Source organism: Amycolatopsis sp. A133, assembly GCF_031082405.1.
GTDB lineage: Bacteria > Actinomycetota > Actinomycetes > Mycobacteriales > Pseudonocardiaceae > Amycolatopsis.
In genome coordinates, this window is record NZ_JAVHJU010000057.1 from 545,033 (window position 1) to 557,450 (window position 12,418).

General features: G+C 73.9%; 11 protein-coding genes. All 11 read left to right on the forward strand.

What is annotated here, in order from left to right:
* The first annotated feature begins 53 nt into the window (after nucleotides 1–53).
* Complete coding sequence (locus tag Q5425_RS34825) at nucleotides 54–1,082, forward strand: SDR family NAD(P)-dependent oxidoreductase (RefSeq protein ID WP_308676612.1); 1,029 nt, start codon at nucleotides 54–56, stop codon at nucleotides 1,080–1,082.
* The gene (locus Q5425_RS34830; protein WP_308676613.1) at nucleotides 1,079–1,969 is read left to right on the forward strand and encodes an alpha/beta hydrolase; all 891 of its coding nucleotides are present in this window, start codon (nucleotides 1,079–1,081) and stop codon (nucleotides 1,967–1,969) included. Before Q5425_RS34825 ends, Q5425_RS34830 begins: the two co-directional genes overlap by 4 nt.
* Nucleotides 1,970–2,021: 52 nt before the next feature.
* On the forward strand, nucleotides 2,022–2,663 hold the full coding sequence (locus Q5425_RS34835) for a TetR/AcrR family transcriptional regulator (protein ID WP_308676614.1): 642 nt from the start codon (nucleotides 2,022–2,024) through the stop codon (nucleotides 2,661–2,663).
* Nucleotides 2,664–2,911: 248 nt separating this feature from the next.
* A complete protein-coding gene (locus Q5425_RS34840) occupies nucleotides 2,912–4,429 on the forward strand; it encodes an amidohydrolase family protein (RefSeq protein WP_396135308.1) in 1,518 nt (505 codons plus the stop codon).
* Nucleotides 4,426–5,547, forward strand: coding sequence for a M20 family metallopeptidase (locus Q5425_RS34845; protein WP_308676616.1), 1,122 nt, complete (start codon nucleotides 4,426–4,428; stop codon nucleotides 5,545–5,547). Before Q5425_RS34840 ends, Q5425_RS34845 begins: the two co-directional genes overlap by 4 nt.
* Nucleotides 5,548–5,570: 23 nt before the next feature.
* Nucleotides 5,571–6,461, forward strand: coding sequence for a GNAT family N-acetyltransferase (locus tag Q5425_RS34850; protein WP_308676617.1), 891 nt, complete (start codon nucleotides 5,571–5,573; stop codon nucleotides 6,459–6,461).
* Nucleotides 6,458–7,561: an o-succinylbenzoate synthase gene (menC, locus tag Q5425_RS34855; protein ID WP_308676618.1), complete on the forward strand. Its 1,104-nt coding sequence runs from the start codon at nucleotides 6,458–6,460 to the stop codon at nucleotides 7,559–7,561. The genes Q5425_RS34850 and menC overlap by 4 nt, the downstream gene beginning before the upstream one ends.
* Before the next feature lie 18 nt (nucleotides 7,562–7,579).
* Entirely contained in the window at nucleotides 7,580–8,965 is a 1,386-nt protein-coding gene (locus Q5425_RS34860) for a serine hydrolase domain-containing protein (RefSeq protein WP_308676619.1), read from the forward strand.
* Complete coding sequence (locus tag Q5425_RS34865) at nucleotides 8,962–9,852, forward strand: serine hydrolase (RefSeq protein ID WP_308676620.1); 891 nt, start codon at nucleotides 8,962–8,964, stop codon at nucleotides 9,850–9,852. The genes Q5425_RS34860 and Q5425_RS34865 overlap by 4 nt, the downstream gene beginning before the upstream one ends.
* Nucleotides 9,849–11,441, forward strand: coding sequence for an ABC transporter substrate-binding protein (locus tag Q5425_RS34870; protein WP_308676621.1), 1,593 nt, complete (start codon nucleotides 9,849–9,851; stop codon nucleotides 11,439–11,441). The genes Q5425_RS34865 and Q5425_RS34870 overlap by 4 nt, the downstream gene beginning before the upstream one ends.
* On the forward strand, nucleotides 11,438–12,418 hold the full coding sequence (locus Q5425_RS34875; RefSeq protein ID WP_308676622.1) for an ABC transporter permease: 981 nt from the start codon (nucleotides 11,438–11,440) through the stop codon (nucleotides 12,416–12,418). The genes Q5425_RS34870 and Q5425_RS34875 overlap by 4 nt, the downstream gene beginning before the upstream one ends.

Sequence of the window (12,418 nt, forward strand, 5' to 3'; positions counted from 1 at the left end):
CACGTGGCCGAATTAACTCAAGCGCTTGACTTAATTCGGGGTACGCTGCGGCCATGACCACCACGGCTCCGCTCACCGCGGACACCCCGATCGGCGACTGGGTCGCGCACCCCGACGGCGGCCCGCTGATCCGCGCCCTGCTCGCCGAGGCGGGGGTCGACGAGACGGTCCTCGCACCGGTCCGTCTGCTGCCGCTGCGGCAGCTGGTGGCCCTCAGCCAGGGCCGGCTCGCCGGGGACGTCGTCGACGACCTGGTGCGCCGGGCCAACCACGGTGTCGTCCCGGCGCCCGCGGCCGGGCGGACGGGGTGGCGCGAGCGGATCGTGCCCGGCCGGTTCGAGGGCCGGACGGTCGTCGTGACCGGGGCCGCCTCCGGCATCGGCCGGGCCACCGCGTCCCGCATCGCCCGCGAAGGCGGCCGGGTCGTCGCGGTCGACGTCTCGGCGGACCGGCTGGCCGGGTTCGCCGCCGGGTTCGCCACCGAGGCCGGCTCGCCGGAGCTGGTCGCCGTGCCGGCCGACATCACCGACGAGGGCGGCGTGGCGCGGATCCTCGCCGCCGCGGGCCCGCGCATCGACGGGCTGGCCAACGTCGCGGGGGTCGTCGACGACTTCTCCCCGGCCCACGAGGTGAGCGACGAGCTGTGGCGGCGCGTCTTCGCCGTGAACGTCGACGGGACGTTCCGGCTCATCCGCGCGGTCGTCCCGGCGATGCTCGAAGCGGGGTCCGGCGCCATCGTGAACGTCGCTTCGGAGGCGGCGCTGCGCGGCTCGGCCGCCGGGATCGCCTACACCGCCTCGAAGCACGCCGTCGTCGGCATCACCCGCAGCTGCGCGTTCATGTACGGGCCGCACGGCATCCGCGTCAACGCCGTCGCGCCCGGCGGGGTCGCGACCGGCATGGGGATGCACGCCGAGCCGTCGGCGTTCGGGCAGGGCCGGGTCGGGGAGTTCCTCGGGCTCATCCCGCCGATCGCCACGGCCGAGCAGCTGGCCGCGTCGATCACCTTCCTGCTCGCCGACGACGGCGTGAACGTCAACGGCGCCCTGCTGCCGTCCGACGGCGGCTGGTCGGTGCAGTGACCACGCCGCTGTCGGCCGTCGCACCCGAACTGCGCGCCAAGGTCCGGCGGATGCCGCGCCTGCCGCTGGACCGGGCCTGGGTGCGGCGCCTGATCCGGGCGGGGACCGGCCGGATGCGGCCGCCGTCGCTGCCGGACGTCGCCGTCGAGCTGCACCCCGGCCTGCGGGTGTACCGGCCGCGGACGCCGCGGTCCGACCGCACGCTGCTGTGGATCCACGGCGGCGGTCTGGTCATCGGCGGCGCGGCCCAGGACGACCGGTTCTGCGCCGGCACGGCGCGCGAGCTCGGCATCACCGTGGTGTCGGCCGAGTACCGCCTCGCCCCCGAAGACCCCTACCCGGCGGCGCTCGACGACTGCCACGCCGCTTGGACGTGGCTGCGCGGGCACGTCGCCGCGGAGCGGGTGGTCGTCGGCGGGCAGAGCGCCGGCGGCGGGCTCGCGGCCGCCCTGGTGCAGCGCCTGCACGACGAGGGCGAGCGGCCGCGCGCGCAGTGGCTGTTCTGCCCGATGCTCGACGACCGCACCGCCGCCCGGCGCGCCCTGGACGACGTGGGCCACCGCGTCTGGGACAACCGCCTCAACCGCTTCGGCTGGCGCGCCTACCTCGGGACCGAGCCGGGCGCGCCGGTCGTGCCGCTCTACGCGGTGCCCGCCCGCCGGGACGACCTCGCCGGGCTGCCGGAGGCGTGGATCGGCGTCGGGGACATCGACCTCTTCCACGGCGAAGCCGCCGAATACGCCCGCCGGCTGCGCGCCGCGGGCGTCGCCACGACGTTCCACGTCGTGCCCGGCGGGCCGCACGGGTTCGAGGCCTGGGCACCGTCGGCCGAGTTCAGCCGCCGCTATCTGGCCGCGGCGCGGGCGTGGCTGGGCCGGCTCCGGTGAGCGGCTCCGTAAGGTGGGGGCCGGCAGAACGTCGGGGTGACCGGGTGGGTGGATGAACGTCAAGGCGGATCGCGCGAGTGCCACGCGGGAGAGCATCCTCGGCACGGCGGAGCGGTTGTTCGCCGAGCACGGGGTGCACGCGGTGTCCAACCGGCACATCAGCGAGGCGGCCGGGCAGGGCAACAACGCCGCGGTCAACTACCACTTCGGCACCAAGGTCGACCTGGTCCGCGCGATCGCCCGCAAGCACTTCGGGCGGATCGAGCGGTTGCGCGAGGAACTCGTCGACGCCATCGACGGCGACGGCGACCTGCGCGACTGGGTGGCGTGCCTGGTCCGCCCGACCACGAGCTACCTGCACGAGCTGGGTGCCCCGACGTGGTTCGCGCGGTTCAGCGCCCAGGTGATGACCGACCCGGCGCTGCGGGCGATCGTCGCGGAGGAGTCGCTGGCCTCCCCGGCGCTGGCCCGCGCGGTCGAGGGCCTGAACCGCTGCCTGGACGGCCTGCCCCCCGAGGTCCGCGCCGAGCGCGGCGACATGGCCCGCCAGCTGATGATCCACATGACGGCGGAGCGCGAGCGCGCACTGGCCGAAGGCACGGCCACCCCGAGGGCGAGCTGGAACGACGCGGGCACGGGCCTGATCGACGCGATCACCGGTCTGCTGCTGGCGCCGGTGACTCCGGCCTCGTGATCTGGCTGGGTGACCCCGGGGACGCGGGTCTGATCGACGCGGTCACCGGTCTGCTCCTGGCCCCGGTGACCCCGGCCTCCTGACCGGCCCGCGGACCCCCGCCGGACGACACGCGGCCGCCGTGTTGCCGGTCCGCGTGTCGTCCGCCCGAGTGTGAGTGTCGTCCGTGCGGGTGGGCCCGTGGTTCGTCCGCGCGGATCAACCGGGGCGCCGGAGTTCGTCGCCGCGCACGAACGGCACCGGCGGAAATGCTCCTAACGTCACCTCGATCGGCGGTGACGAGGAGGCGGCGGGTGCGGACACTCTTGCGGGGCGGCCGGGTCGTCGACCCGGGCAACGGGTTCGACGGCGTTGCCGACGTGCTCCTGGCCGGCGGCACCGTCGAAGCGGTCGGACCGGGCCTCGTGGCGCCGGATGCCACCGAAGCCGACGTCACCGGGCTCGTCGTCGGACCCGGGTTCGTCGACCTGCACAGCCACGTGCACTCGATCGCCGGGCAGCGGCTGCAGGCGATGGACGGTGTCACCACCGCGCTCGACCTCGAAGCCGGCCTGATGCCGGTCGAGCGGGCCTACGCCGAAGCCGCCGCGGCCGGGCGGCCGCTGCACTACGGCTTCTCCGCCTCCTGGGGCGCCGCCCGGGCGCAGGTCCTGGCCGGGATCGAGCCCGACGCGAACATCGACAGCGGCCTGGCCGTCCTGGGAAACCCGGCGTGGCAACGGTCTTCGTCGCCGACTGAGCTGGCTGCCTGGCTGTCCCTGCTGGACACCGAACTCGCGCACGGCGCCCTGGGGATCGGCGTCCTCATGGGATACGCGCCCCAGACCGCGCCGGCGGAGTTCCTGGCCGTCGCCCACCTCGCCGCGACGGCCGGGGTGCCGGCCTACACCCACGTGCGCGAGCTGGTCGAGGTCGATCCCGCGATCCCGGTCGACGGCTCGGCGGAGATCGCCGCCGCCGCCGGGGAGACCGGTGCCGCGATGCACCACTGCCACGTCAACAGCACCTCCGGCCACCACATCGACCGCGTCCTCGCCACCCTCGACGACGCCCGCCGCGCCGGGTCACGCGTCACCGTCGAGGCCTACCCCTACGGCGCGGGCAGCACCGCGGTCGGCGCCGCCTTCATCGAGCCGGAACGCCTGCGGCTCAAGGGGCTCCGCCCGTCGAGCGTGGTCATCCTCGAGACGGGGGAGAGAGTGCGCGACGAAGCCCGCCTGCGGCAGCTGCGCCGCGACGACCCGGCCGCGCCGTGCCTCCTGGAGTTCCTCGACGAGGAGAATCCCCGCGAACGCGCGCTGCTGCACCGGGCGCTCGCGTTCCCCGACGCCGTCGTCGCCAGCGACGCCATGCCGGTGTCCTGGCCCGACGGCCGCTCCGAGAGCACCGCGTGGCCGCTGCCGCCCGGCGGCCGGACGCACCCGCGCACCGCGGGCACCTTCGCCAAGACCCTGCGGCTGATGGTCCGCGAGACGGGCACCTGGAGCTGGCTCGAGGCGTTCCGGCGCTGCTCCTACCTCCCCTCCCGGCTGCTCGACGACGTCGCACCCGCCGCCCGCCGCAAGGGCCACCTGGGCGCCGGAGCCGACGCCGACATCGTCGTCCTCGACCCGGAACGGGTCACCGACACCGCCACCTACGTCGACCCCACCCGGCCCTCCCAGGGGGTCCGGCACCTCTACGTCGCCGGAGTCGCCGTGGTCCGCGACGGAAACCTTGACCCGGAAGCGCTCCCCGGCAAGCCGTTGCGAGGTGAGCCGCGGTGATCGACGACATCGAGACGCTCGTCCGGTGCGAGTCGCCTTCGGCCGACCACGAAGCCGTTGCGCGCAGCGCCGAGGTCGTCGCCGGGATCGGCGGCCGCCTGCTCGGCGTCGAGCCCGAACGGATCGTCACCGACGGCTGCACGCACCTGCGCTGGCGGTTCGGCGACGGCGAGCCGCGGGTCCTGCTGCTCGGCCACCACGACACCGTGTGGCCGCTGGGATCCCTGCGCACGCACCCCTTCGAAGTCCGCGACGGGATCCTGCGCGGACCCGGCTGCTTCGACATGAAGGCCGGGGTCGTGATGGCCCTGCACGCCGCCGCCGCGCTGCCCGATCGCGACGGCCTCTCGATCCTCGTCACCGGCGACGAAGAAATCGGCTCGCCGCTGTCCCGCACCTTGATCGAAGAGGAAGCCAAGAGCTGCGACGCGGTCTTCGTGCTCGAAGCCTCGGCCGACGGCGGCGCGCTGAAGACGCGCCGCAAAGGCGTTTCCCGGTACCGCGTCGAGGTCGAAGGCCGCGCCGCGCACGCCGGGCTCGAACCGGAAAAGGGCGTCAACGCGGGGATCGAAGTCGCCCACCAGATCCTCACGATCGCCGCGCTCGCCGACGCGGACCTGGGCACCACCGTCGTGCCGACCGCGCTGACGGCCGGGACCACGACGAACACCGTGCCCGCCAAGGCGAGCGTCGCCGTCGACGTGCGGGTGTGGGACGCGGCCGAACAAGAGCGCGTCGACCGCGCCATCAAAAGCCTCGCACCGGTGCACGAAGAGGCCCGGATCCACATCGCCGGCGGCATCAACCGCGCACCGCTGGACGCGGGAGCGTCTTCGGAGCTGTTCGTGCTCGCGAACGAACTCGCGGCCGGGACACTCACCGAGGCCGCGGTCGGCGGCGCGTCGGACGGCAACTTCACGGCGGGGCTGGGTATTCCGACGCTCGACGGCCTCGGCGCGGTGGGCGGGGGAGCGCACGCCGACGACGAACACGTCGTCGTCGCGGAGCTGCCCCGGCGGACTGCGCTGCTCACCGCGCTCGCCGAAACCGTCCTGTCCCGGGGAAGTTCGTCCGCGCCGACGAACGCGGGCGGCGAATCCGGTGCGGGACAACGGTGACCCGGCGCGAGCGTCCGGAAAGGATGGTGGGCGTGACAGAAGTCGTGACGAACACCGCCCCGCCGCTGCGGGACGAGGCGGCCGCCGCGGCGGCCGGTGCGGCCGGCGCCTCGGGGGTCCGGATCCGGACCCTGGCCGAAGTCGCCGACCTGGCCGCCGTGTCCCGGCTCTTCGAGTCGATCTGGCGGCCTGCCCCGGGAAACCCGCTCGTGACGGCCGAACTGCTGCGGGCGATGGTCTCGGCGGGCAACTACGTGGCCGGGGCGTTCGACGGGCCCGAACTGCTCGGCGCCTGCTTCGGGTTCTTCGGCGAGCCCGCGAAGGGAGGACTGCACAGCCACATCGCCGGGGTCGCGACTCCCGGGCACGGCCGCGGCATCGGCTTCGCGCTCAAGCTGCACCAGCGCGCCTGGGCGCTGCGCCAGGAGGTCGCGGTGATCTCGTGGACGTTCGACCCGCTGGTGCGCCGCAACGCCCACTTCAACCTCACCAAGCTCGCCGCCCGCCCGGCGCACTACCTGCCGGACTTCTACGGCCCGATGCAGGACGGCATCAACGGCACGGGCGACACCGACCGCCTCATGGTCGCTTGGGACCTGGCGAGCCCGCCGGTGCGGGCGGCGGCGGCCGGGCGGCCGGACCGGGTGGACGCGGCGGCGCTGCGGGCCGGTGGTGCCGCCGTCGCGCTGGCGGCGGGTCCGGACGGCGCACCGGTCACCGGTGCCGCGGACGCGCCGGTGGTGCTGGTCGCCGTCCCACCGGACATCGAGGCGCTCCGGCGCGCCGACCCGGAACGGGGCCGGGCGTGGCGGGTCGCGCTGCGGGACGTGCTGGGCGGCCTGCTCGCCGAGGGCGCCTCGGTCACCGGATTCGATCGTGCCGGCTGGTACGTGGTCGCGAGGGAGCAGTCGTGAAACTCACCGGTGTGGAACTCCTCCGCGTGCGGATGCCCCTGGTGGCCCCGTTCCGGACGTCGTTCGGGACGCAGTCCGCGCGCGAACTGCTGCTCTTGCGCGCGGTGACCTCCGAAGGCGAAGGCTGGGGCGAGTGCGGGGCGATGGCCGACCCGCTCTACTCGTCGGAATACGGCGACGGCGTCGAGCACGTGCTGCGCACCTACCTCGTGCCCGCTCTGCTGGCCGCCGGAGACCTCACGGCGAACAAGGTCGCGCCGCTGCTGGCGAAGTTCAAGGGCCACCGGATGGCCAAGGCCGCGCTCGAGATGGCGGTGCTCGACGCCGAGCTGCGCGCGCACGGCCTGTCCTTCGGCACCGCTCTGGGGTCCACAACGGACTCGGTGCCGTGCGGGGTGTCCGTCGGGATCATGGACTCGATCCCGCAGCTGCTCGACGTCGTCGGCGGCTACCTCGACGCCGGGTACCTCCGGATCAAGCTGAAGATCGAACCCGGCTGGGACGTCGAGCCGGTGCAGGCGGTCCGCGAGCGCTTCGGCGACGACATCCTGCTCCAGGTCGACGCGAACACGGCGTACACGCTCTCGGACGTGCCGCAGCTGCAGCGGCTCGACCCGTTCGGGCTGCTGCTGATCGAGCAGCCCCTGGAAGAAGAGGACGTGCTCGGCCACGCGGAGCTGGCGAAGCACCTTCGGACGCCGATCTGCCTGGACGAGACCGTCGTGTCGGCGCGGTCGGCCGCGGACGCCATCCGGCTCGGCGCCTGCCGGATCGTGAACATCAAGCCGAGCCGGGTCGGCGGTTACCTGGAAGCGCGACGGGTGCACGACGTCTGCGCCGCGCACGGTGTCCCCGTCTGGTGCGGCGGAATGCTCGAAACCGGGCTGGGCCGGGCCGCCAACGTCGCGCTCGCGTCGCTGCCCGGCTTCACCCTGCCCGGCGACACCTCGGCGTCGGACCGGTTCTACCGCACCGACATCACCGAGCCGTTCGTGCTCGAGGCCGGGCGGCTGCCGGTGCCGTCCGGCCCCGGCCTCGGCGTCACCCCGGTCCCCGAGCGGCTGGCCGAGGTGACCACCGCGAAATCCTGGCTCGCCTAGCGAAACGAGAGGCTCCCCATGTCGAAACTCCCCGAACTCGCCGCCTGGCTGGACCGCCGCCTCCCCGCGCTGCTGGCCGAACACCAGGTCCCCGGCGCCGCCGTCGCCGTCTACGCCGGTGGCGAGATCATCGACCACGCCGCCGGCGTGCTCAACAAGGGCACCGGCGTCGAAGCCGACGTCGATTCGCTGTTCCAGATCGGCTCCATCACGAAGGTCTGGACGGCGACGCTGGCGATGCAGCTCGTCGACGACGGCGTGCTCGACCTCGGCCAGCCGGTCCGGCGGTACCTGCCGGAGTTCGTGCTCGCCGACGACGACGCGGCCGCGCGGATCACCGTCCGGCAGCTGATGTGCCACACCGCCGGGTTCGAAGGCGACATCTTCACCGACACCGGCCGCGGCGCCGACTGCGTCGAAAAGTACGTCGCCACCCTGGGTGACGTACCCCAGCTGTTCCCGCCCGGCGAGATGTTCTCCTACAACAACGCCGCGTTCTGCGTGCTCGGCCGGCTCGTGGAAGTGCTGCGCGGCAAGGAGTTCAACGAATGCCTGCAGGACCACCTGTTCGCGCCGCTCGGCCTGACGCACGCCGCCCAGAGCCCGTACGAGGCGATCCGGTTCCGCGCGGCGCTCGGGCACCTGACCCCGTCGCCCGGCGCCGAGCCGGAACCCGCGGGCATCTGGGCGCTGACGCCGTCCAACGCCCCGGCCGGCTCGATGCTCGCGATGCGCCCGCGGGACCTGGTCAAGTTCGCCGCGATGCACCTGAACGACGGCGAAGGTCCCGACGGCACCCGCGTGCTCGGCGCGGACAGCGCCCGCGCCATGCGCGAACGCCTGGTGGAGCTGCCCGACCTCGGCATCTTCGGCGACGCGTGGGGTCTCGGCTGGTCGCTGTTCGACTCGCCCAGCGGGCAGGTCGTCGGCCACGACGGCGGCACGATCGGCCAGTCCGCGTTCCTGCGCGTGGCCCCGGAGCACGGCGTCGCGGTTGCCCTGCTGACCAACGGCGGTGACCCGATCGCCGTCTACACCGAAGTCCTCGGGCACGTCCTGCGCGAGCTGACCGGCATCGAACTCGCGGCGCCGCCGACGCCCGACCCGGCCGCCCCGCGCGTCGACGCCTCGCGGTACGTGGGGGAGTACTCGTCGTCGGTGGCGGACATCGTGGTCAGCCAGGACGACGAGGGCCGGGTCTGGGTCGAGCGCGTCCCGAAGGGGATCTTCGCGGAGCTGGCCAAGCCGGAGAAGACCGAGCTGGTCGCGATGAACGGCGACACGCTCATCCTGGCCGAGCCGATGCAGGGCATGTACGTGCCGCACGCCTTCGTCGGGGACGACGGCACCGGCCGCGCGCTGTACCTGCACACCGGCCGCGCCGATCGGCGGGTGACCGCGTGAGCGCCGTCGAGGCGGAGATCGCCGGGGTCTTCGCCGAAGCGGGTGCGCGCGGGTTCCTGCACGCGCGGGAGATCGGCGGCGGGCCGGAAGTGGCCGTGGGCGCGGACGACCCGGTGGTGCTGGCGTCGGTGTTCAAGATCCCGGTCGCCGTCGCCTACGCCCGCGAAGTGGCCGCGGGACGGCTGGACGAGACCGAGCGGACCCGCGTCGGCCGGCGCTACCGCATCGGCGGCATCGGTACCGCGGGCTGCACCGACGACGTCGAGATGAGCTGGCGCGACCTCGCGCTGTTCATGCTGACGATGAGCGACAACGCCGCCACCGACGTCGTCTTCCACCGGATCGGGCAGCAGGCCGTCGACCGGCTGCTGGCCGACCTCGGGCTGCACCGCACCCGGCTGATCGGCTGCTGCGAAGACCTCTTCGCCTCGGTGCTCGCCGACGCCGGGGCGCCCGAAGACGCCGACGTCGACGCCGTGTTCGCCGGCGCGACCCCCGAGCAGACGTGGAAGCTCGCGGTGCTGGACCCGGACCGCACGACGTCGTCCACACCTCGGGAGATCAGCGGATTGCTCGACGCGGTGTGGACCGACCGCGCCGGCGAGCCGGCGGCGTGCGAGCGCGTCCGCTCGATGATGGCGCGGCAGATCTGGCCGCACCGCCTCTCGTCCGGGTTCGGCTCCGACGTCGCCGTCGCGGCCAAGACCGGCACCCTGCCCGCGGTCCGCAACGAAGCCGGCGTCGTGTCCTTCCCGGACGGGCGCCGGTTCGCCGTCGCGGTCTTCACCCGCGCGAACTCCCTGGCCGAACGGCAACCCGCCGTCGACGCGGCGATCGGCCGGGCCGGCCGGCTCGCCGTGGATCACCTGCGGAAGGAAGCTCCATGACCGACATCCGGACAGCGGTGGTCTTGGGCGGCGCGCTCGCTCTGGCGGCCACGGCCTGCGGGGGACCGGGCGGCGCCGGCGCGGCCGGCGGCACGCTGGTGGACGGCAAGACCTTCACCCTCGGGATCGCCTCCGACCCGGGCAACCTCGACCCGCACATGTCGGTGCTGGCGGTGACCGGCCAGGTCGACCGGTTCCTCTACGACCCCCTGCTCGAGCTCACCCCGGACGGCGGGCCACTGCCCGTGCTCGCCGAAAAGTGGTCGGCCACGACGACGACGGCCTCGTTCACCCTGCGCCAAGGGATCACCTGCGCGGACGGCACCCCGCTGACCGCGAAGGACGTCGCCGCCAACATCGCGTTCGTCGGCGACCCGGCGAACAAGTCGCCGTTCGCCGGCCTGACCATCGCGCCGGGCACCAAGGCCACCGCCGACGAGGCCACCCGCACGATCACCGTGACCAGCGGGGCCCCCGACGCGTTCCTGCTCCGCAACGCCGGCGGGCTGCCGATCGTCTGCGGCAGCGGCCTGGCCGACCGGAAGCTGCTCGCGAAGGGCGGCGCCGGCACCGGCATGTTCGCCGTCTCCGAAGTCGTGCCGAACGACCACTACACGTTCACCCGCCGCAAGGACTACACGTGGGGGCCGGGGGACTGGAAAGCGCAGCAGGCCGGCCTGCCGGACAAGGTCGTCGCCCGGGTCGTCCCGAACACCTCGACGGCGGCGAACCTGCTGCTCTCCGGCGAGCTCGGCGCCAGCCAGATCAACGGGCCGGACCGCCAGCGGCTCGAAGGGCGCAAGCTCTTCCACGCGGACTTCCTCGCCCCGCTCGGGGAGATCTTCTACAACCAGGCCGCCGGGCGCCCCGGCCAGGACGAGTCCGTGCGGCGCGCGCTGACCCAGGCGCTCGACCTCGCCCAGCTCGGCAAGGTGCTGACCAACGGCACCGGCAAGCCGTCGCAGAGCCTGGTCACCGCCGAGCCGAAGGCGTGCTCGGGCGACACCGTCACCGGCCACCTGCCCACGCACGACCCGGCGGCGGCCGCGTCCGCTTTGGACAATGCGGGCTGGAAGGCGGGCCCGGACGGCGTGCGCGCCAAGGGCGGCAAGCGGCTGGCGCTCACCGTCCTCTACGGCACCCAGCTCGGCCCGACGATGGCGCCCACCGCCGAACTGGCCCAGCAGACGTGGAAGTCCCTCGGCGCCGACGTCACGCTCAAGGCCGTCGACAGTCCGGGGCTGTCCCAGGTGCTGTTCGGCACCGGCGAGTGGGAGGTGTCGCTCGGCCCGGTCGGGCTCACGCTGCCCAGCCAGCTGGTGCCGTTCGTGTCCGGCCCGGCGGCGCCGGACGGGACCAACTTCGGCCACATCGCCAACCCGGAGTACGAGCGGAGCGTGAAGCAGGCGGCCGCGATGAGCGGCGCCGCCAGCTGCCCCGCGTGGCAGGACGCGGAGACCGCGCTGGTCAAGCGGGTCGACGTGGTGCCCTACGTCGACTCCGTCGTGCCGATCTACGGGAGCGGCGCGCAGTACGCGGTCAGCCAGGGCAGCATCACCCCGTCGTCGATCCGGATGTACGCGCGATGACCACGGCGGCGGCGCCCGCGCGCCTGCGCGGCGGACCGTGGCCGTCGTTCGCCGCGCGGCGGCTGGCCCGGTTCGCCGTCTCCGTGTGGGCGCTGGTCACCGCGGCCTTCCTGATGATCCACCTGGTGCCGGGGGATCCGGTGCGCGCCGCGCTCGGCATGACCGCCCCGGCCGACCTGGTGCGGGCCCGCTGGCTGGAACTCGGCCTGGACGACCCGCTGTGGGTGCAGTACGGGCACTACCTGCGCGGCCTGTTCACCGGGGACCTCGGGACGTCGATGGCGAGCGGCCAGCCGGTCGCGCAGGTGATCGGCGACCGGCTGCCGGCCACCCTGCAGCTGGCGATCCCGGCCTTCGCGGTCGTGGTCGCCGTCGCGATCCCGGTCGGCGTGGCCTTCGCGGTGCTGACCCGGGGTGGCCGCCGCCGGGGCAGCGAGCTGGCCTTCACGTCGGTGAGCGTTTTCCTCGCCGCCATCCCGGAATTCCTGGTGGCGGTCGCGCTGGTGGCGCTGTTCGCGGTCGGCCTCGGCTGGTTCCCGGTGGCCGGCGGCGACGACGTGAGCGCGTACGTGCTGCCGGTCGCGGCCCTGGCCACCGCCCCGTCGGCGGTGCTCGCCCGGATCGTCCGGGTCGAGCTGCTTTCCGTGCTGGGCGCCGACTTCGTCCGCACCGCGCGGGCGAAGCGGCTGCCCGCGCGGCTGGTCTACGTCCGGCACGCGCTGCCGAACGCGCTGACCGCGACGCTCACGATGGGCGGGCTGATGCTGACCGGGATGGTCGCGGGCACGGTGCTGGTGGAGAACGTGTTCGCCTGGCCCGGGCTCGGCTCGGCGATCGTGCAGTCGATCCTGCAGAAGGACTACCCGCTGGTGCAGGGGATCGTGCTGGTCTACGGCGTCGGCGTGCTGCTGGTGAACCTGCTGGTCGACGTCGTGCTCGGGCTGCTCGACCCGCGCTCGGCCATTCGGGAGGCGTGA